The sequence below is a fragment of the Brevibacterium sanguinis genome, assembly GCF_003315415.1.
Taxonomy (GTDB): domain Bacteria; phylum Actinomycetota; class Actinomycetes; order Actinomycetales; family Brevibacteriaceae; genus Brevibacterium; species Brevibacterium celere_A.
This window is the reverse complement of sequence record NZ_QNSB01000005.1, coordinates 239,417-259,693: the sequence shown is the minus strand read 5'-3', so window position 1 is coordinate 259,693 and position 20,277 is coordinate 239,417. Positions and strand designations below refer to the sequence as shown.

Here is a 20,277-nt window from a genome sequence, read left to right as displayed (position 1 = left end):
ACGTGCGCACTCAAGTGCTCAGTGCCATCGCCGCCGCCGTGCTGCTGCTGTCGGCCTGCGGTCAGGACGACTCCGCCGAGTCGACCCCCAGCGCCCCGCCGTCGGTGTCCGCCGAGGACGCGAAGTCGACGAGCCTCGACGACGTCAGCGTCGAGGGCGCGTTCGGTGAGAAGCCGACCGTGACGTTCGAGTCCCCGCTCGTCGTCGAGGGCAGCGCCAGCAAGGTCGTCAGCGAGGGCGACGGCGCGAAGGTCGCCGAGGGCGAGCAGGTGTCGGCGCAGATGACCCTCGTGTCCGGCACGACCGGTGAGGTCATCGAATCGAGCTACGACTCGAAGGCCCCGGCCGGGTTCCCGATGGACAGCTCGCAGATCTCCCAGGATCTCTACGACGCACTCATCGACGTGCCCGTGGGATCGCGGGTCGTCATGTCCCTCAACGGCAGTGCTCAGCAGGGGCAGCCCGAGCAGACCCTCGTCTACGTCATCGACGTCGAGGACACGTCCCGGCCCCTGACCCGGGCCGAGGGGGAGAAGCTCGACCAGTCGGGCAACCCCGTCGAGGTCACGTGGGCGGACAACGGCGAGCCCGCGATCTCCGCGCCCCAGGGCGAGGCCCCGACCGAGCTCGAGGCGTACACGACGATCGAGGGGGAGGGCCCCGAGGTCAAGGAGGGCCAGAGCGTGGCCGTCCACTACTCGGGATGGCTGTGGGACGACACATCGAAGCAGTTCGACTCGAGCTGGCAGGACGGGCGGGAGCCATTCGCCGTCGACCCGGTCGGCCAGGCCCCGGTCATCGACGGCTGGAACGAAGGGCTGATCGGCCAGAAGGTCGGCAGCCAGGTCGTCCTCGTCATCCCCCCGGACAAGGGCTACGGAGAGCAGGGAAGCCCCCCGAACATCCCGGGCGACGCGACCCTGATCTTCGTCGTCGACATCCTCTCGGCACAGGGCTGAGCGGCAACCACCAGGAGAGAACATGAGCAAGCAGAAGCCAGAGGTCGAGTTCCCGGGCGAGGCCCCGACCGAACTCGTCGTCACGGACACGATCGTCGGCGACGGGCGCGAGGCCGGGCCCGGAGACACCGTCAGCGTCCACTACGTGGGAGTGGCGCACTCGACCGGTGAGGAGTTCGACGCCTCCTACAACCGCGGCACCCCGCTGGAGTTCCGGCTCGGGTCCGGCATGGTCATCGCCGGCTGGGACCAGGGCATCCAGGGCATGCGGGTCGGGGGACGCCGCACCCTGCAGATCCCGCCGCACCTCGCCTACGGCGACCAGGGCGCCGGCGGAGTGATCAAGCCCGGCGAGAGCCTGATCTTCGTCTGCGACCTCGAGAACGTCCGCTAGGACCGCCAGTCAGGATCGTCGGACCGTCCGCTGGGACCGTCCGCTCACGGCCGCAGGGCCGAACTGCCCGCCGCGGCGGCAGCCAGGAAGGCTGCCGCGTCGGCGGGCAGTCTGCGTCCCATCGTCGACAGCCTCACCGGGCATGCGCGCAGGGCCGGCCACAGCCCGCGCAGATCGACGTCGACGAGGTCGTGCATGGACAGGCGCTCGAGCTGGCCGGCGGTGACCTCGGCGAGCTCGTTCGGGTCGGAGTCCATCTCGGCGATCTCGGTCGCGCTCAGGGTGGTGAAGTCGGGCACCGGCACGCGGACGCCCGGGCGGGCGACCTCGGCCAGCGTCGTCAGGGAATGGTGGGAGATGCCGAAGTGCCGGCCGCGGGCGTCGGCGTTCGACATCCGCAGGACCCCCACCGGACGGCCGCCGAGGAGGGCGGCGGCGTTGAGGTGATCGCCGACGACGAGGCCCGAGAAGCCGTACTTCGTGCCCGTCCCGAGGTTCCCGGGACCCTGGGCGACGATGGCGACATCGGCGGCGAGGACGTGCCGGGCGGCGAGGAGGCCCGTGTGGATCGTCACCGCCTCGAGGTCGCCGCCCCACGACTGGCCGGTGCTGATGCTGCCGGCCAGCCACCCGGCCTCCTTGAGCCCGGCCAGGGCCTGGGAGAACGCGGCGGGCAGGGCCGCGCCGTCGCTGAGCACGTAGACGATGCGGGCCGCGGGCGCCTCCGCGCGGATCCCGGCGATGATCGCCGGCACCGCGGAATGGAGATCGGCGACGAGCACCGGCATCGACTCGAGCGACTGTGCCGCGGCCAGCGTCGCATGGTGCTCCGACTCCTGGTCGTCGACGCCGAGGACCATCGTCTGCAGTGGCGAGTACCTGTCCTTGACGAGGTGTCCGGGACCGGGAGGCGGGTCGGCCGGCAGCGCCTCGGGCAGGGCCGCGACGAGGCCGAACCCGCCCGTGCCCAGGCGCTTGGCCAGGGCGGAGACGTTGAGGAGGACGACGTCGCCGACCTGCGGGTCTCCCACCGCCTCCGTGTAGGCGATCGCCCTGATGTCCACGGTGTCCGAACCGGGCAGCGCCTTGTCGAGCTCCGCCTCGATCTCCGTGCAGCCGGGCCGCCTCGAGCGGATCGCGGTCACGATTCCCTTGCGCCAATGGATCATGTGCCCAAGACTAACGCCGGTCTGCGCTACGGTGGAATCGTGAACACTCCTCGCCCCAGCAGACAGCGGCAGCAGACGGAACGTCTGATGAACCTGCTCATCGCCCTGCGCTCCGCGCGCGGGTGGGTCTCGAGACGGACCCTGATGCGGGTCATCGACGGCTACGCGGGCCTCGACGAGGCGGCGTTCGACCGGAAGTTCTCCCGTGACAAGGAGCTCCTGCGCCAGATGGGCATCTCGATCGCGACCCGCGCGGAGCACGACGCCTACGGCGACGAGGGGGAGACGGGCTACCGGATCTCCGCCGACGACTACGCGATGGGCGACGTCGACCTCACCCCGGCCGAGGCCGCGGCCGTCGCCGTCGCCGCGCAGTTCTGGTCGAACACCGAGCTGGGGGAGAGCGTGGGCCAGGCCCTGACGAAGCTGCGGGGGCTCGGCATCGACCTCGTCGAGGCGGCCCCGAACCCGGTCGACGGGGACCGGGCCCTGGCATCGAGCAGGCTCTCGAGCGCGAACTTCGCGACCGCCCTGCGCCACGTCAACGCCCGCGAGGCGATCACCTTCCGGTACCACAAACCGGGCCGCCGGCCGCGCAAGGTCAGGCTCGAACCCTACGCCCTGCTCAGCCGCGGCGACCGCGTCTACCTCATCGGCCACGACCTCGACCGGCAGGCGCAGCGGACGTTCCGGCTCAGCCGCATCGAGGGGAAGCTCGGCAAGCTCGGCGGGCGGGAGCCCGGCGACTACGAGATCCCGGCGGACTTCGCCCCCCACCTCACGCTCGGGTCGAGCTCGGAGATGGCCGTCGTCGCCGAGGCGCGACTGCGGCTGCGCGCGCACCGGGCCGATCCGCTGCGCCGTCGTCAGGTCAGGGCGGAGGGGGAGACGATCGTCGTCGAGTACAGCGACGCCCAGGCGCTCGCCGCCGAGATCGTCGGCTACGGCAGCGCCGTCGAGGTCGTCGGACCCGAGGAGCTGCGCACCGCCGTCGACCGGCGCCGGTCCGTCATCGTCGAATCCCTCCACCGGCTGGGAGGCCGCGATGTCCTCAGCGCGTGAGCGGCTGACCCGCCTGCTCAGCCTCGTGCCCTACCTCGACGCCCACCCCGGGGCGGACCTCGAGGAGACCGCCGAGTACTTCGGCGTCGACGCCGAGACCCTCATCGACGACCTCCAGCTCCTCTTCGTCACCGGCCGCCCCGGGCACATGCCCGACGATCTCATCGACGCGTCGTGGGAGGGCGGGAAGATCCACATCTCCAACGCCGAGGAGGTCTCGGTGCCCGTGCGCCTGAGCGCCGAGGAGGCCGGAGTCCTCGTCCTCGCCCTCGACCTCATCGACCTCACCGAGGGCCTCGACGCCGAGGCGGTGCGCACCGCGGCGACCAAGCTGCGGCAGGCGGCCGGGGAGAACCTCCGCCGTCCCGTCGAGGTGTCCCCGCTGCCGGCCGACGAGGAGCTCATGGAGTTCCTCCGCACCGCGATCGCGGCTCAGGCGGCCGTGGGGATCGACTACTACGTCGCCTCCCGCGACGAGCTGACGTCGCGCGTCATCGCCCCGCACCGACTCGTCCCGGGGGCCGACTGGTACCTCGACGCCTGGTGCTACGAGGTGCAGGCCCCGCGCCGGTTCGCCCTGAGCAAGATCCGCGACGTCAGGCCCGCGGCCCATCCGCCGCTCTCGGCCGCCTCGGCGGTGTCGACGAGCCGCGAGGTGACGATGCGGCTGACGGCCGAGGGCGCATGGCTCGCCGATGAGCTCGAGGTGCTCGAGCGCGAGTACGCGGCGAACGGGGACGGCAGCGTGCGCATCAGGATGCTCGTCCATTCGGTCGACTGGCTCAGCCGGTTCCTCCTCTGCCATGCGGATGTCGTCGCCGAGATCGACGACTCCGAGGCCGTCGCCGCCGCGCTCGAGCGCCTCGATGATGAAAGGCCCAGCCGCACGGCGTAGAATCGACAATGCACGTTCTACCGAAGGAGCCGCCCTCATGGGTCACGTCAGCCTGCCCCACATCCTCATCGTCGTCGCCGTCATCGTCCTCATCTTCGGAGCCCCGAAGCTGCCGATGCTCGCCCGCAGCCTCGGCCAGTCCCTGAAGATCTTCAAATCGGAGGTCAAGGACCTGCGCGACGACGAGCCGAAGTCCACCGAACCGGGCGAACTCAACTCCGGGACCGGCGATGAGCCGCGCCCGACCACCGGCGGGGCCACGCGCAGCGCCGATGAGAAGCAGGACCCGCAGACGCACGGGAAGTGAAGGAGCACAGCGACCGGAAGCCGGCAGGCAGGAAGAAGAACCCCGAGAGGAAGATGCCCGTCCTCGGGCACCTCATCGAACTGCGCAACCGGGTCCTCATCTCGGTCCTCGCGATCGTGCTCGGGGCCGTCGTGGGCTGGTTCCTCTACGATCCCGTCCTCGACATCCTCCAGGCCCCGGTGAGGACGATCAACGCGACCACCGGGCGCAACGCCCAGATCAACTTCGCCGGCGTCGCCTCGCCGTTCGACATGAAGATCAAGCTCTCGTTCTTCATCGGCATCTTCATCTCGTGTCCGATCTGGCTCTACGAGGTGTGGGCGTTCGTCATGCCGGGGCTGACGAAGAAGGAGAAGCGCTACTCGGTCGGGTTCCTCGCCGCCGCGATCCCGCTGTTCCTCGCCGGCTCGACGATGGCGTTCTTCGCCCTGCCCAACGCCGTCAAGGCCCTGACGTCGTTCACCCCGGAGGGGGCGGCGAACATCATCCCGGCCCAGGACTACCTGACGTTCGTGATGATCATCATCGTCGTCTTCGGCCTGGCGTTCGTGCTCCCCGTCCTCATGGTCGGACTCAACCTCATGGGGATCCTGTCGGCGGCGACGATCCGCAGGTCGTGGCGCGTCATCGTGCTCATCGTCTTCGTGTTCGCCGCCATCGCCACCCCCACCCCGGATGCGATGTCGATGTTCTTCCTCGTCATCCCCATGCTCACGCTGTTCACCCTGGCCTGGGGCGTGTGCGTGCTGGCCGACCGGAGACGGAAGAAGAGGCTCATCGCCCAGGGACTCTGGGTCGACGAGCAGGAACTGGAGAAGCTGGACGACGATGACTGAACCCCTGAGCCCCTCCGCGGCCTATGCCCGCTACCGCTCCCGCGCCGAGGAGGCGGTGACCCCGTTGGGGGCCTTCCGGGCCCGGATGGGCTTCGAGCTCGACGACTTCCAGCTCGAGGCGTGCCGTGAGCTCCAGGAGGGCAAGGACGTCCTCGTCACCGCTCCGACCGGGGCCGGGAAGACCCTCATCGCGGAGTTCGCCGTCGAACTCGCGATGGCCGAGGGACGCCGGGTCTTCTACACGACCCCGATCAAGGCGCTGAGCAATCAGAAGTTCAACGACCTCATGGCCGTCCATGGGCAGGACGCTGTCGGTCTGCTCACCGGGGACACGTCGATCCGGCGCGATGCCCCGATCATCGTGATGACGACCGAGGTCCTGCGCAACATGCTCTACAACGACCTGTCCGGGCTGCACGACCTCGGATTCGTCGTCCTCGACGAGGTCCACTACCTCGCCGACCGGTTCCGCGGCCCCGTCTGGGAGGAGGTCATCATCCACCTGCCCGACCGGGTGCAGGTGGTGTCCCTGTCCGCGACGGTGTCGAACGTCGAGGAGTTCGGCGCCTGGCTGCGCGAGGTGCGCGGCCCGACCACCGTGATCTCGACCGACCACCGGCCGGTGCCGCTGGTCAACCACGTGCTCGTCGGGCACCGGATGTACGACCTGTTCACGCAGCACGACTCGGACCGGATCGATCCCGCCCTCGGGCATGCGACGCGCACCTACGGCGGTCCGCGGTCGAAGCGCGATCGCGGCCAGCGGGCGCGCTTCCGCCGGCCCGCCCGGACCCAGGTCGTCGCGTCCCTGGCCGAATCGGGGATGCTTCCGGCGATCATGTTCATCTTCTCCCGCAACGGCTGCGACGAGGCGGTCGAGCAGTACCTGTCGACCGGCGCCGACCTCACCTCGAAGGACGAGAAGGTCATCGTCGCCCGCCGCCTGGAGGAGCTGCGTGACGAGCTCTCCGGCGACGATCTCGGGATCCTCGGCTTCCACTCCTTCAGCGAGGGTCTGATGCTGGGCGTCGCGGCCCACCACGCGGGCATGATCCCGCAGTTCAAGGAACTCGTCGAGGAGCTGTTCTCCGCGGGGATCATCAAGGTCGTCTTCGCCACCGAGACCCTGGCCCTGGGCATCAACATGCCCGCGCGCACCGTGGTGCTCGAGAAGCTCGTCAAGTTCAACGGCGAGGCCCACGTCTCGATCACCCCGGGGGAGTACACCCAGCTGACGGGCCGCGCCGGTCGGCGCGGGATCGACCGCATCGGTCACGCGGTCGTCGTCTGGCACCCGAGCTTCGAGGTCAGCGAGCTCGCCGCCCTCGCCTCGAACCGCTCCTACGCCCTCAACTCGGCCTTCGGACCGACGTACAACATGACCGCGAACCTGCTCTCCCGGATGGGCTCGGACGAGGCGGCGAAGGTCCTCGAGACGTCGTTCGCGCAGTTCCAGGCCGACAAGGCCGTCGTCGGCCTGGCCCGGAAGGTCCGCAAGAACGAGGCGACGATCGCCGCCTACGAGAAGTCGATGCAGTGCGAGCTCGGCGACTTCGCCGAGTACGCCCGGCTGCGCCAGGAGATCTCCGAGACCCAGAAGCAGGAGACCACGGTCCGGAAGCGCAACCGGCAGCGCGAGACGATCGAATCGCTGTCGGCCCTGCGCGTCGGCGACGTCATCACCCTTCCGGCCCGTCGGGTGGAGGGCACCGCGGTCATCATCGCGCCGATGAGCAGCCGCGACGGCGTCTCCCGACTGCCCACCGTGCTCACCGAGACCGGGAAGGTGTGGCACCTGCGACCTCACGAGGTCGACGCTCCGGTGGCCTCGATGGGCCGGATCCGGGTGCCGAAGAAGTTCAACCATCGGCAGGCCGGGGACCGGCGCACCCTGCTCGCGATCCTCGCCGAGGCCAAGAGCGAGGGCAAGGTCGATTGGCACGCGCAATGGGAGGGTCCCGAGGAGAGGGCCGGGATCAGCCGGAAGGTCGCCGAACTCGATCGTCGGCTGCGCACCCACCCCTGCCACGACTGCCCGGACCGAGAGATCCACGCCCGGTGGGCCAACCGCGCCGCGAAGCTGGTCAAGGAGAACAGCTCCCTGATCTCGCGCATCGAGGGCCGGACGACGTCGATCGCGCTCGTGTTCGAACGCGTCCAGGAAGTGCTGCGCATCCTCGGCTTCCTGCCCGACGACTCCGGGATGCTCCGGCGCATCTACGGCGAACGCGATCTCCTCGTGGCCCTGACGGTGCGCGCCGGCCTCTGGGACTCGCTCGTCGAGCCCGAGCTCGCCGCTTTCTCCTCCTGTTTCGTCTACCAGTCCCGGGGCGGGGATCCGCTGCGCTCCGAGCGGGCGCCGAGCCGGGATCTCAAGGCGGCCGGTGACGAGGCGGTGGCGATCTGGCGCAACCTCTTCCTGCTCGAGGAGCAGCACGCACTGGGCACGACCCCCGAACCGGATCGGGGCCTGTTCAAGCCGATGTACCGCTGGACCGAGGGCAAGAGCCTCGCGGAGACCCTGCGCGGGACCGACATCGCCGCCGGCGACTTCGTCCGGTGGGCGAAGCAGAGCCTCGATCTCCTCGGCCAGGTCGCCGAGGTCGTCGAGCCCGAGGTCGAGGTGCGCATCCGGCGGACCATCGAGGCGATCCGCCGCGGCGTCGTCGCCGACTGAGACCCGCCGCGCCGTGCTCGGTCGGGGGGTGCCTCAGCGTCGGATCTTCTTGACGATGTTCTCGATGTCGGAGCCGAACGCGCTCTCCGTCGTCAGGTAGGTCCACGTCGAGGAGGGGCGCTTGAGGCCATGGGAGGCGAGGTCGATGCCGGACGCGGTGAACTCCGCCTCCTCGACGGTCGTCCGGGAATCGTCGAGGACGTCGGTCCAGAAGGTGGAGAACACCCGGATCGACTCGGTGTTGAACGCCTCGTGCGGCTTCTCGCGGGCGAAGGTGCGCAGGTGGATGCCTTCGCGCAGGTCGTTGAGGAACGCGAGGTGATCGACCCAGCGGGCATCGAGGTGGAAGAGCATGACCTCGACGAGCGTCCTGTCGACGAGTTCGCTCGAGTGCTTCTCGTCGAGCTCACGGGCGGTGTCGCCGAGGCGCTCGCGCAGCTCGTCGACTCCGTCGTTCTCGGTGCGCAGCCGCCGGCGCCGCTCGAGCACGAGCTCGCGCTGCTTGGCCATGAGCTCGTTGAACCGCCACGTGTCGCGGTGCAGGGCCGTGTTCTCTCCCTCGGCGATCCGCTGCGCGTGCTCGACGAGCTGGAGGGCGCGCTTCGACTCGATCCGTCCCGTCTCGTCGCCCTCCGAGACGAACCGCTGGATCTCCGGCACCCGGGTGACCAGCTCGTCCTCGAGGCTGGTGAAGAACACGGAGGTGCCCGGGTCCCCCTGGCGGCCCGCGCGACCGCGCAGCTGGTCGTCGAGGCGGGAGGACAGGTACCGTCCGGCTCCGATGACGAGCAGACCGCCGGCCTCGGCGACCTCGTCGCCGGCGAGGCGGATGTCGGTGCCGCGCCCGGCCATCTGCGTCGAGACGGTGACGGCGCCGGGGCGTCCGGCGGCGGCGATGATCTCGGCCTCGGCCGAGTCGTCCTTGGCGTTGAGGACGCTGACGTCGATGCCGCGGTCGACGAGGCGGGCGGCCAGGGACTCGCTCTCGGCCACCGAGGAGGTGCCGATGAGCACCGGGCGGCCCTTCGCATGGTTGTCGGCGGTCTCCTCGACGATCGCCCGCTCCTTCGACTCCTGATAGGTGTAGAGGCGGTCGGGCTCGTCGATGCGCACGACCGGCAGATGGGTGTCGACCGGCACGATCTCGAGGTCGTAGAACTCCCGCAGGTCGTCGCCGACGGCCAGGGCCGTTCCGGTCATCCCGCACACCGTGGCATAGCCGTGGACGAGCTCCTCGACGGTCATCTGATCGAGGATCTCCCCGCTCTCGGTCGTCGTCACCTTCTCCTTCGCCTCGACGGCGGCCTGGAGGCCGTCGGGCCAGCGCTGGAGCTCGGCGACGCGCCCGCGGGAGGCGGAGATGAGCTTGATGCGTCCTTCGGAGACGAGGTAGTCGACGTCGCGGTGCACGAGCGTCTTCGCGTAGAGGGCGAGGTTGACCGCGGCCAGGGTGCTCGAGTCCTCGCCGTAGAGGTCGACGCCGAGTTCGGCCTCGACCGCCGAAGTGCCCGCGTCGGTGAGGGACACGGCCCGGTGGTCGGGGCTGATCTCGTAGTCGACCCCCGGTGTGAGGGCCTCGACGAGAGCCGCGATCCGCTCGTCCGCGTCCTCGATGCTCGCCGAACCGGCGAGGACGAGGGGCACGCGCGCTTCGTCGATGAGCACCGAGTCCGCCTCGTCGACGATGACGACGTCGCGTTCGGGCACGCGGATCTCGGCGTCGTCGGTGACGAAGCGGTCGCGCAGCACGTCGAAGCCGACCTCGGTGACCGAGGCGTAGACGACCTCGGCGCGGTAGGCCTCACGGCGGTCCTCCTCGCTCAGTGAACCCGAGATCGCGGCCGATGTCACCCCCATGAGGTCGAAGACCGGCTTCATCCACGTGCGGTCGCGCACGGCGAGGTAGTCGTTGACGCTGACGACGTGGACCCGACGTCCCTGCAGGGCGTAGCCGGCGGCGGCCAACGCTCCGACCAGGGTCTTGCCCTCACCGGTGGCCATCTGGACGACATTGGCCGTGAGGAGGCCGACGAGGCCCTTGAGCTGGGTGTCGTAGGCCCGCTCGTCGAGAGCGCGGGCGGAGACCTCCCGGGCCAGCGCGCAGAACCGGACGAGGTTCTCCTTGGCCGTCCCCGAGGCGAAGACGTCTCCGGCCTCCTCGCGCAGCCGCGCGTCGTCGAGGTCCGCGAACTCCCGCGCCGCCGTCTCGATCTCGTCCGCGGCGCGGTCGAACCAGCCGGTCGTCCTCTCGGCCTGGGCACCGGGGCGGTTGAGCAGTCGAGCGAGGAATCCCATTGTCGTCCTTCTAGAGGTTGTCGTGATCGGAACCGATTCTAACGTCCGTCGCCATCGGCCAGGACGCGTCGACGACCGCCAGCGGGTCGCGATTGCGGCGCAGCCAGGACTGCAGGTCCTCCGCCTGCGCCCGCTTCCAACCGCCCTGAGCGGTCATGATCTCGGCGCAGGTCAGCGCGGCGATGTCGAGAGAGCTCAGGGCCAGGGCACGGGCGATCTCCAGGGCGGCGAGTGCATCGGCGGCGGCGTCGTGGGCGTCGAGCAGCTCGACGTTCCAGCGCAGCGCCGTCTGGGTCAGCGTGCGCTTGCCGCGCCGGCGGGGTTCGACCTGGCGGTCGAGGACGTAGGTGTCGACGACGGCGGGCAGGAGCGCGGCGAGGTCGACGTGCGGGTGGTGCCTGCGCACCTCGGCGGCGAGCACGCTGAGGTCGTAGACGATGTTGTGCCCGACGAGGACCCCGCCCTCGGCGCGGAGCCCCGCGAGGACGGAGCACAGGTCGGCGACGACCTCGGCCGCGGGGCGCCCGTTGGCCGCCGCGTACTCGGTGGTGATGCCGTGGACGGCGCGCGCGGATTCGGGGATCTCGATGCCGGGGTCGGCGAGCCAGGTGCGGACCTCGGCGGCGGATTCGACGATCGCGGCGGTGACGATCCGCGCCGTCGCGGGGTCGACTCCCGTCGTCTCCAGGTCGAAGCCGACGAGGCGGCACTGCGACCAGGGCAGGGGAGCCGACACCGAGGGCACGGCGGGCGCGGCGAGGGCCGAGGGCGCCGCGGGACGCTGCTCGGAGAGGGCGTCGAGGAGGGATCGCACGGAGCGGGCGATGTTCTGGCCCACGGCGGCCTCCTCGACGGCCCGGCGGTCGGGGGAGGAGGGGACCGTCCCGAGGTCGATGCCGTGGTCGACGTCGGTCAGGCAGGTCATCACGCGCACGGTGCTGACGAGGGCGTCCTCGTGCTCGATGAGGGTCTGCGCGCGCTTCGGGCTCAGTCCGCCCGTCTTCACCCCGGCCTTCGCGGCGCGCAGCACGGAGTCGAGGGAGCCGAAGCTCTCCAGCAGGGTCGCCGCGGTCTTCTCCCCGATCCCCGGGGCGCCCGGCAGTCCGTCCGAGGGATCCCCGCGCAGCGCCGCGAGCTCCCGGTAGCGGGTGCCGTCGGGCACCCCGTACAGCGCGGGCAGATCCGCAGCGGTGATCTCCTCCCATTCGCCGCCCTTGCGGGGTCGCAGCACGCGCACGTCGCGCTCGGCGTCGAGGAGGGCGAGCAGATCGCGATCGGGAGAGACGATGACCACCGGGGTCCGGGACTCGGCGGCCATCGTCGCGATGACGTCGTCGGCCTCCGTCCCGGCCACCTCGGCGATGGGGATGCCCGCCGCGGCGAGCACGCGCCGCAGCAGCGGCAGCTGGGCGGCGAGCAGCTCGGGGATCTCCGTCCCCGCCGCCTCGTCGCGGACCCGCGCCGCCTTGTACTCGGGCATGATCGCGGTGCGGAACTCCGGACGCCAATCGGCGTCCATCGTCGCCACGACCCGGTCGGAGTCGAGGCGGCGGATCATCGCGGCGATCGCGTCGAGGACGCCGCGGACGGCGTTGACCGGCATCTTGTCGTCGTTGACGATCGAGTCGGGCACCGAGTAGAACGCACGGTAGTACAGGGCCGGAGTGTCGATCAGAACCAATGGCTTCACACCCGAGACGATACCGGACGCACCTGACGCGACTGCTGGAGCGCCGCAGGCGTCCGTGTACTGTGTCCGCTGTGACTATGTACTGTGGTGGAGATGTTTACAGCAGCGCCGATCCGTTCGCGACGGCGCTGGGCACGACCGCGGGGCGCGTGACGTTCATCGGATCCGACGAGGCAGCCCTGGCCCTCGACCCGGACGCCGAGGATCTCGACGGCGACCTCCTGACCCCGGGATTCGTCCATGCCGGGCTCGTCCTCGCCGCCGGCGCACCGGATCCGGAGGAGCTCGCCGCCCAGGGGTTCACGCACGTCCACGCGCTCGGCGCCGCCGAGGCGGTGTCGCGGTTCGCGGCTCGCGCGCCCGAGGGACTCACCGTCGTCGGGTATCCCCGTGCCCGGCCCGCCGACCTCGGCGGAGCCCCGCCTGCGGCGCCGGATCTCGGGGGAGCGGCGGCGGCCGGAGTGTCGATGACCGCCGAGGAGCTCCTCCGCCTCGAGCGGATCCCGGACATCGGCGTCTACCTGGGAGTGTCGTCCGAGTCCGAGCTGCGCGCCGTGCTCGAGCGCCTGCGGGCCGACGCCGTGGTGGCCCAGCGCCACGGCTACCGCCTCCTCCTCGACCTCGACGTCCCCGAGGAGCTCGCCGGAGACCTCGGCCGCGCGGGCGTGGCGATCACGATCGACCCCGCCCGTCCCCAGCCGCTCGCGCAGCTGCTCGCCGCCGGCGCGCAGGTGTCCTGGGCGCACTCCCACCCGTCCCCCTGGGCCGCGGTGCGCGATGCGGTCATCGGTGAGAACGGGATCTCGGCGCGAGCGGCGTTCAACGCCGCCACCCGCTTCGCCCACCGGGCGGCGGGCGACCCCGAGGGAGGGGTCCTCGCCCCGGGCGCCCGTGCCGACATCGTCCGGTGGCAGGTCGAGCGCCTCGTCGTCCAGGTCGCGGATCCGCGGGTCGCGGCGTGGAGCACCGATCCCCGTGCGGGCACTCCGGGACTGCCGGAGCTCGCCTCCGACGTGCCCCTGCCCCGGCGCGTGGCACTCGGCTGAGACGAAACTCAAGCCGACACGCCGAGGGCCGAGAATTCTCTGTGGCGGCCCCTGGCGCGTCTGACCAGCGGATTCGAGCGAATTCCCTGGTCAGAGAGATTTTGCAAAGATCGAACCAGCCAGTAGATTCGAGTCTGACATTCCGCTCGACGCGGAGTGGAGCCGGCACCCCCGTCACTAGACAACTCGTTGCACAACGTGGCCCGAAGGCGGGGGTGTCGGCTCACTGTTCTCCGCGCCGCGGGCGTAGGGTGGGGGCCGTGGTTCCGAAGATTCTGGTGGTCATCCCGACGTACAACGAACGTCTCGCCCTTCCCGTCACCCTGTCCGCGCTGTTCGAGCATCGCCCCGAGGTCGAGGTCCTCGTCGTCGACGACGGCTCGCCGGACGGCACGGGGGACTGGGTCGACGAGCAGGCGGCCCGCGACCCCCGGATCCACGTCCTCCATCGCAGCGAGAAGGCCGGACTGGGCATGGCCTACATCGCCGGGTTCGCCTGGGCGCTCGAGCGCGACTACGACATCATCTGCGAGTTCGACGCCGACGGCTCCCACCGGCCCGTCGACCTCGGCCGGCTCCTCGAGGTCGCCCGCGGCGACGACGCCGATCTCGTCATCGGCTCGCGCTGGACGCGCGGCGGCGCGATCGTCAACTGGCCGCGCTCCCGCTTCCTCCTCTCCCGCGGCGCCAACATCTACGTCGACACCGTCATGGGGCTGGGGGTCAGGGACGCGACCGCCGGCTTCCGCGCCTACCGCCGCGAGGTCCTCGAATCCCTCGACCTCTCCGGCGTCGAGTCCCAGGGCTACTGCTTCCAGATCGACATGACGTATCGCACGGTCGAGGCCGGCTTCCGGGTCGCCGAGGTGCCCATCGTCTTCGTCGAACGGGAACTCGGGGAGTCGAAGATGAGCTCCTCGATCATCTCCGAGGCCTTCACGAGGGTCGCCGCGTGGGGACTGTCCCGCCGCGGTCGCCAGGTGCGCAGGGCGCTGAGCGTCGTCGCCGCGCGCCGGTCGGGTCACCAGACGACCCGGGAGCACGGCGCCGAGGCGAAATGAGAGGGCGGGCGGGGTGCGCTGCGCACCCCGCCCGCCCTGACTCCCCGGTGGGAGGCGGTCTCAGCTCTGCGCCGGCGCCTCTCCCCGGCGGATGGCCAGCCGTTCGTCGAGGAGGACCTGGAGCTCCTCGAAGGAGCGACGTTCGAGCAGCATGTCCCAGTGCGAGCGCACATGCTTCTCGGGTTCGCCGTCGGGTTCGTTGACGCCGACGCGGACACCGATGCCGTGCTTGCCCGAATCCCAGGTCGAGGGAACCTCGGCCTCGATGGAGAACGGAACCTTGAATCGGGTGCCGTCCTCGCATTCGAACTCGACCATCTGCCGCGGTGCGGGCTCGACACCCTCTTCCGACTCGAGGCTGCGTGAGCCCAACTGTGTGCCGCGGAGACTGCGTTCACTCATACTTCTTCGTCACCTTCCGATTGGACTGCCGACCTCTGCTTCGAGGGAACAGTCTATCGCCTCCCCTTATTCCCCCGACGCGCGCAGGACCGACAGCGCCAGCGCGACCTCGTCGGTGACGATCCCGTCGACCCCGACGGCGAGGAGGCGGCGCATGTCCGCGGGGTCGTTGACCGTCCAGACGTGGACGAGCAGACCTCGGGCGTGGGCTCGGGCGACGAGGCGGGGGGTGATGACCCGGACTCCGCGCACCCGCAGCGGCAGCTGGAGGGCGTCGAGGTCCGCGGGCGGGTGCGCCGGGAGGCCGGAGAGGAGCGCCGCGACGCAGGCCACGGCCTCGCCGGTCCCCGCCGAGGTGGCGGTGCCCGGCAGCGCCTCCCGCAGCCGGCGCAGCGTCGAGGAGTGGAAGGAGGCCAGGCGCACCCGCTCCTCGGCGCCCGCTCTCCGGATCGTGCGGACGGTCGCCGGGATGCTGCGGGCGGACTTGACGTCGATGTTCCACCGCGCGTCAGGCAGCGCGGAGAAGAGCTCGGCCATGCGCGGCAGGCGTCCGCCGCCGACGAGGTCGATGGTGTCGAGCTCGTCGGCGGTGAGTTCGCCGATGCGCTGCGGTCGTCCGGCGATCCGCGCGAGGTCCTCGTCGTGGGCGGCGAAGAGCACCCCGTCGGCGGAGGCGTGGACGTCGGTCTCCATCCACTCGACGCCCGCGGACGCCGCGGCGGCGAACGCCTCGGCGGTGTTCTCGCTCATCCCCGGCCACCGGCCGCCCCGGTGGGCGATGACCTCTGCCTGGGAATTCATGGTCCAATCCTAGGATGCTGTTGACCAGCCCGGCGAGGTCGATGACGATAGAGGAATGAGCCCACGACAAGAGCCGATCGAGCCCGATTACGTCATCGATTCCACCGCCCGCACCCCGCAGGATCGAGTCCGCTCCGCGGCGAACCGCGCCTACTCGGCGGCGAGCACGAGCGCCCAGAGCGTGCGCCGGGCCGCCTCCGGCTCGCGGCTCATCGAGTCGACCGAGACGAAGGTCAACGAACTGCTCGGGCGAGCCTCCCATGCGATCGACGACGCCGTGCGCACCGGCAAGGTCGACCGGGTGTTCGCGAAGGCGCAGCACACGGTGAGCTCGGGCGCACAGGGCGCCCGGAAGCTGTTCCGGCGCCGCTGAGGCCGAGGACCCCGCCGACCCGCACCCACGAGGGTGCGGGTCGAGTTGTGAATGTAACAGTTTCTTAACTACACTGACTCCAGGTAACGATCCGATAACTTGGAGTCTCGACTGTGGGCAAACACTCTGCATCCTCGCCGAACACGCTGCGCTCCCTGGTCGCCGCACTGCGACCGCGGGCGAGGTCCGGCCGCCATTCGGCCGACCAGCGCTCCGCGAGCGGCGTCCTCGCCTCCGTCCGATCGCGTCCCGTCCTCTCCGCGTTCGTGGTGCCGACGGCCGCCACCGCCGCCGTGGTCGCCTCGAGCCTCGCGATCATGCCCGAGCAGACGGACCGGGGAGCCCAGGTGGTGACCGCGGCGCCCGTCGTCGTCGAGAACGAGGCCGCTGAGGTCACGGACGAGACGCTCGAGAAGGCGAAGGAGCAGGCGAAGGCGAAGCCCGCCGAGGTGTCGATCGAGGTCCGGACGGAGGCTCCGAAGCCGCGGACCACCTCGACGGCCAAGGCGAGCGGCGACGCGAAGTCCGGCGGGTCCGGCGGTTCCGGCAAGGCGGCCGGGCAGGACGGCTCGTGCCCGATGTCCTACTACGGCGGGGGAGACGGCTTCGACGGTCGGAAGACCGCGAACGGCGAGACGTTCGACACGAACAAGCTCACGGCCGCCCACAAGACCCTGCCCTTCGGCACGAAGGTGAAGATCACCAACCAGGCCAATGGGAAGTCCGTCACCGTGCGCATCAACGACCGCGGCCCCTACCACGGGGACCGCTGCTTCGATCTCTCGAAGGCCGCGATGGAGGCCGTCGGCGGAGTCGGCGCCGGACAGATCACCGGCAGCTACACGATCCTCTGAGCCGTTCCTGCTGCTCCCCGGCCGGCACCTGAGCATTGCGCCGCGCCAGCTCTCCGGCCCGGCGCGCCAGGAGCGCGCGGAGGCTGCGAGGTGCGAGCACTTCGACCCCATCGACCGTGAGCAGGCCGGCGACGGCGATCTCGTCGGCCTCGACCGGCAGCTCGACGTCGACCGTCTGCCGGCCCGTCCTCGCCGCGTCGAGCGCCTCCTCGGTGACCCGCCCGGGAAACGCGCGGCGCAGGTCCTCGAGGCTCGTGACCGGCAGCCGCAGGAGTGCCGTGCGAGTGCGGATCGCGCGCTCGAAGTCGACCTGCGATCGCCGCCACACCTCGTCGAGGCTCAGCCCCGGCGGCGGACTCACCGAGACGAACCGTTCGACCACCGACTCGATGCGCGAGACCCGGTAGGTGCGCGGGCGCCCTCCCGGCGGCTGGCCGACGAGATACCAGCGCCCCGCCTTGACGACCAGCCCCAGGGGGATGAGCGAGCGCTCCCGCGGGCCGCGTGAACCGTGGTAGCGCAGGCGCAGCCCCCGACCGCTGCGCAGCGCGGTGACGATCGTCGACAGCGCGCGCGGACGCTCGCTCGTCATGAACCAATCCGGCCCGTCGACGAGGATGCGTCCGGCGAGCCGGGCATCCGCCTCGGCGAGGATCTTCGACCGTGCCGTCGCGAGCTCCCGGGAGAGCCCGAGCTCCGTCGCCGCGAGGGAGCCGATGAGCACCGAGTCGAGTTCGTCCCTCGTGAGTCCGGACAGGGGAGAGGTCCAGGTGCCGAGCAGCGAGATCCCGCCGCCGGGCCCCGACTCGGCGATGATCGGGACGCCCATGCGAGAGAGGTCGACGAGATCCCGGTAGATCGTGCGCCGGTCGACCTCGAGCCGCTGCGCCAGCTGCGCCGCGGTGATCGGGGCCGAGCGGGCGGAGAGGATGACGATCTCGGACACCAACCGCGCTGCCTTCATCCTCCCGAGAATATCCACCACCGCTGACACAGGCTGTCAGTCATGGGCGCGCAGACTGGCCCCATGACGACGAACACGATCAGTGAGCATCCATTCCCTCCCTTCGAGCAGAGGGCCCTGGCCGGACGGGTCGCCCTCGTCGCCGGCGCCACTCGCGGAGCGGGTCGAGCCATCGCCGTGTCGCTGGCGAGGGCCGGGGCCCACGTCTGGTGCACGGGACGGTCGACCGCCGGGCGGCCCTCGGACTACGGGCGGCCCGAGACCCTCGACGGCACCCTCGCCCTCATCGCCGAGCACGGCGGGCGGGCCGAGGCGCACGTCTGCGATCATCTCGACCCCGACCAGGTGCGCGCCCTCGTCGAGCGGATCGACGCCGTCCACGGCCGCCTCGACATCCTCGTCGACGACATCGGGGGAGAGGCCTACATGAGCCGGGGCGAGTCGTTCTGGCAGCGCGACCTCGAGGCCGGGATGCGTCAGCTTCGCACCGGCCTCATCACCCACGTCATCACCGCGCACGCCGCGCTGCCGCTGCTCACCCGCAGGCCGGGCGGTCTCGTCGTCGACATCACCGACGGGACCGAGGAGTACAACGGCACCCACTTCCGCGACAGCGTATGGCTCGACCTGACGAAGACGGCGGTGAGCCGCTTCGCATTCGGACTCGGGCACGAGCTGCGCGCGGCCGGGGCCACCGCCGTCGCGATCACGCCCGGCTGGCTGCGGTCGGAGCTCATGCTCGAGGCCTTCTCCACCACCGAGGAGACCTGGTGGGCCGACTCCCTCGACGCCGACCGCGACCTGCCTCCCGCGGACTTCGCGATCTCCGAGAGCCCCCACCTGCTCGGCCGCGCCGTCACGGCGCTCGCCGCCGACCCCGACCGTGGCCGATTCACCACCCGGACGGTGAGCACCTTCGCGCTGGCACGCCACTACGGGTTCTCCGACACCGACGGCTCACGACCGGACAGCTGGGGCTACATCGCCGCGAAGGAGAAGCACGGGAGAGCCGATCCGGAGGCGTTCCGGTGACCGTCGGGACCTCCGACGACTTTTGGTGTCGGCACCCGACCCTGGCTATCCTGTAGCGCATGCGCGGCGGATCGGTCCGCGACAGTTCGAAGGAGAGCACCATGTCATCATGCGACGTCGTCATCGTCGGAGCCGGACCGACCGGGCTCATGGCCGCCCGCACCCTGCGGGCCGCCGGGAGGTCGGTCAGGGTCCTCGAGGCCCGGGACCGGGTGGGCGGTCGCACGTGGACCGGACACATCGACGGTCAGATGTACGAGATCGGCGGTCAGTGGGTCTCTCCCGACCAGACCGCGCTGCTCGACCTGCTCGCGGAGCTGGGCAAGGAGACCTACCCCAGATACCGGGACGGCGACAGCGTCTACATCGCCCCCGACGGCACCCGCACGGTCTACCGCGGCGAGATGTTCCCCGTCGGCGAGGACACCCAGGCCGAGATGGAGCGGCTCATCGGGATGCTCGACGAGATGGCCGCCCGGATCGGAGCGGAGGCGCCATGGGACGCCGAGGACGCCGCGGAGCTCGACTCGATCTCGTTCCACCACTGGCTGCGGCAGCAGAGCTCCGACGAGCTCGCGTGTGCGAACATCGGCATGTTCATCGCCGGGGGGATGCTCACCAAGCCCGCCACCGCGTTCTCCGCTCTCCAGGCCGTCCTCATGGCCGCCTCGGCGGGATCGTTCTCCCACCTCGTCGACGACCATTTCATCCTCGACCGGCGCGTCGTCGGCGGCATGCAGTCGGTGTCCGAGCAGCTCGCCGCCGACCTCGGCGACGGCGTCATCGAACTGAACAGCCCCGTCCGGTCGATCAGCTGGACGGACGAGGGCGTCGTCGTCACCGCCGACGGGACCACCGTCGAGGCCGGGCACGCCATCGTCGCCGTCCCGCCGAACCTCTACTCGCGCATCACCTACGACCCGCCGCTGCCGCGCACCCAGCAGATCTTCCACCAGCACCAGTCGATGGGACTCGTCATCAAGGTCCACGCGACCTACCCCACGCCGTTCTGGCGCGAGGAGGGGCTGTCGGGCACCGGCTTCGGCGCGGGCCGGCTCGTGCAGGAGGTCTACGACAACACCAACCACGGGGAGGAGCAGGGCACCCTGGTCGGATTCATCTCCGACGTCAACGCCGAGGCGATGTGGGCCCTCGACGAGGAGGAGCGCAAGAGGACCATCCTCGAGGCGATCGCGGAGTTCCACGGCCCTCGCGCCCTCGACCCGATCGTGTTCTACCTCTCCGACTTCGGGTCCGAGGAGTGGACCCGCGGCGCCTACGCGACGAGCTACGACCTCGGCGGACTCCACCGCTGGGGCCGCTTCCAGAACGACCCGGTGGGGCCCATCCACTTCGCGAGCTCCGACATCGCGAGCCTGGGCTACCAGCACGTCGACGGCGCGGTGAGGATCGGCCGAGACACAGCCGAGAAGATCCTCGGCGAATCCGGGCGAGACTGA

General features: G+C 70.6%; 19 protein-coding genes. 13 read left to right on the top strand and 6 right to left on the bottom strand.

Annotation, left to right across the window (positions count from 1 at the left end):
- Positions 1–2: 2 nt before the first annotated feature.
- Positions 3–959 (top strand): FKBP-type peptidyl-prolyl cis-trans isomerase, encoded by a 957-nt coding sequence (locus DFO65_RS09365; protein WP_245940583.1) that lies wholly within the window; start codon positions 3–5, stop codon positions 957–959.
- A gap of 22 nt (positions 960–981) precedes the next feature.
- Positions 982–1,353, top strand: coding sequence for an FKBP-type peptidyl-prolyl cis-trans isomerase (locus DFO65_RS09360; RefSeq protein ID WP_113904150.1), 372 nt, complete (start codon positions 982–984; stop codon positions 1,351–1,353).
- A 44-nt stretch (positions 1,354–1,397) separates the two neighbouring features.
- Here the strand turns inward: DFO65_RS09360 and DFO65_RS09355 are convergent, their stop codons facing one another.
- Complete coding sequence (locus tag DFO65_RS09355; protein WP_113904149.1) at positions 1,398–2,522, bottom strand: DUF3866 family protein; 1,125 nt, start codon at positions 2,520–2,522, stop codon at positions 1,398–1,400.
- Between the two features lie 39 nt (positions 2,523–2,561).
- Between DFO65_RS09355 and DFO65_RS09350 the strand changes: the two genes are divergently transcribed.
- From DFO65_RS09350 to DFO65_RS09330, 5 genes are read left to right on the top strand one after another with little or no spacing between them, the layout of a single operon-like run.
- Positions 2,562–3,584: a helix-turn-helix transcriptional regulator gene (locus DFO65_RS09350; RefSeq protein ID WP_245940582.1), complete on the top strand. Its 1,023-nt coding sequence runs from the start codon at positions 2,562–2,564 to the stop codon at positions 3,582–3,584.
- Positions 3,568–4,479, top strand: a complete 912-nt coding sequence (locus tag DFO65_RS09345; RefSeq protein WP_113904147.1) for a helix-turn-helix transcriptional regulator — start codon at positions 3,568–3,570, stop codon at positions 4,477–4,479. The genes DFO65_RS09350 and DFO65_RS09345 overlap by 17 nt, the downstream gene beginning before the upstream one ends.
- A gap of 37 nt (positions 4,480–4,516) precedes the next feature.
- A complete protein-coding gene (gene tatA, locus DFO65_RS09340; RefSeq protein WP_113904146.1) occupies positions 4,517–4,786 on the top strand; it encodes a Sec-independent protein translocase subunit TatA in 270 nt (89 codons plus the stop codon).
- Entirely contained in the window at positions 4,783–5,622 is an 840-nt protein-coding gene (tatC, locus tag DFO65_RS09335; protein ID WP_342766919.1) for a twin-arginine translocase subunit TatC, read from the top strand. Before tatA ends, tatC begins: the two co-directional genes overlap by 4 nt.
- On the top strand, positions 5,615–8,299 hold the full coding sequence (locus tag DFO65_RS09330; protein WP_113904145.1) for a DEAD/DEAH box helicase: 2,685 nt from the start codon (positions 5,615–5,617) through the stop codon (positions 8,297–8,299). Before tatC ends, DFO65_RS09330 begins: the two co-directional genes overlap by 8 nt.
- Before the next feature lie 33 nt (positions 8,300–8,332).
- Here the strand turns inward: DFO65_RS09330 and secA2 are convergent, their stop codons facing one another.
- Positions 8,333–10,594: an accessory Sec system translocase SecA2 gene (gene secA2, locus DFO65_RS09325; RefSeq protein WP_113904144.1), complete on the bottom strand. Its 2,262-nt coding sequence runs from the start codon at positions 10,592–10,594 to the stop codon at positions 8,333–8,335.
- Positions 10,595–10,604: 10 nt separating this feature from the next.
- Complete coding sequence (locus DFO65_RS09320; protein ID WP_245940580.1) at positions 10,605–12,284, bottom strand: 5'-3' exonuclease H3TH domain-containing protein; 1,680 nt, start codon at positions 12,282–12,284, stop codon at positions 10,605–10,607.
- 77 nt (positions 12,285–12,361) lie between these two features.
- Between DFO65_RS09320 and DFO65_RS09315 the strand changes: the two genes are divergently transcribed.
- Both DFO65_RS09315 and DFO65_RS09310 read left to right on the top strand, forming a co-directional pair.
- On the top strand, positions 12,362–13,330 hold the full coding sequence (locus DFO65_RS09315) for a metal-dependent hydrolase (protein WP_113904142.1): 969 nt from the start codon (positions 12,362–12,364) through the stop codon (positions 13,328–13,330).
- Positions 13,331–13,590: 260 nt separating this feature from the next.
- Positions 13,591–14,391 carry a polyprenol monophosphomannose synthase gene (locus DFO65_RS09310; RefSeq protein WP_113904141.1) on the top strand — a complete coding sequence of 267 codons (801 nt, stop codon included), beginning with the start codon at positions 13,591–13,593 and terminating at the stop codon, positions 14,389–14,391.
- A 60-nt stretch (positions 14,392–14,451) separates the two neighbouring features.
- Here DFO65_RS09310 and DFO65_RS09305 read toward each other — a convergent pair whose 3' ends face one another.
- Both DFO65_RS09305 and DFO65_RS09300 read right to left on the bottom strand, forming a co-directional pair.
- A complete protein-coding gene (locus tag DFO65_RS09305) occupies positions 14,452–14,793 on the bottom strand; it encodes an RNA polymerase-binding protein RbpA (protein ID WP_113904140.1) in 342 nt (113 codons plus the stop codon).
- Positions 14,794–14,859: 66 nt separating this feature from the next.
- Positions 14,860–15,594 carry a glycerophosphodiester phosphodiesterase family protein gene (locus DFO65_RS09300; RefSeq protein ID WP_113904139.1) on the bottom strand — a complete coding sequence of 245 codons (735 nt, stop codon included), beginning with the start codon at positions 15,592–15,594 and terminating at the stop codon, positions 14,860–14,862.
- Positions 15,595–15,649: 55 nt separating this feature from the next.
- Here DFO65_RS09300 and DFO65_RS09295 point away from each other — a divergent pair, with 55 nt between their 5' ends.
- Both DFO65_RS09295 and DFO65_RS09290 read left to right on the top strand, forming a co-directional pair.
- Positions 15,650–15,967 carry a hypothetical protein gene (locus DFO65_RS09295; RefSeq protein ID WP_113904138.1) on the top strand — a complete coding sequence of 106 codons (318 nt, stop codon included), beginning with the start codon at positions 15,650–15,652 and terminating at the stop codon, positions 15,965–15,967.
- Positions 15,968–16,080: 113 nt separating this feature from the next.
- Positions 16,081–16,821 carry a septal ring lytic transglycosylase RlpA family protein gene (locus tag DFO65_RS09290; RefSeq protein WP_113904137.1) on the top strand — a complete coding sequence of 247 codons (741 nt, stop codon included), beginning with the start codon at positions 16,081–16,083 and terminating at the stop codon, positions 16,819–16,821.
- Here the strand turns inward: DFO65_RS09290 and DFO65_RS09285 are convergent.
- The gene (locus DFO65_RS09285; protein ID WP_113904136.1) at positions 16,796–17,785 is read right to left on the bottom strand and encodes a helix-turn-helix transcriptional regulator; all 990 of its coding nucleotides are present in this window, start codon (positions 17,783–17,785) and stop codon (positions 16,796–16,798) included. The genes DFO65_RS09290 and DFO65_RS09285 overlap by 26 nt on opposite strands.
- A 63-nt stretch (positions 17,786–17,848) precedes the next feature.
- Between DFO65_RS09285 and DFO65_RS09280 the strand changes: the two genes are divergently transcribed.
- The gene (locus tag DFO65_RS09280) at positions 17,849–18,817 is read left to right on the top strand and encodes an SDR family oxidoreductase (RefSeq protein ID WP_113904135.1); all 969 of its coding nucleotides are present in this window, start codon (positions 17,849–17,851) and stop codon (positions 18,815–18,817) included.
- A gap of 101 nt (positions 18,818–18,918) precedes the next feature.
- Positions 18,919–20,277, top strand: a complete 1,359-nt coding sequence (locus tag DFO65_RS09275; RefSeq protein WP_113904134.1) for a flavin monoamine oxidase family protein — start codon at positions 18,919–18,921, stop codon at positions 20,275–20,277.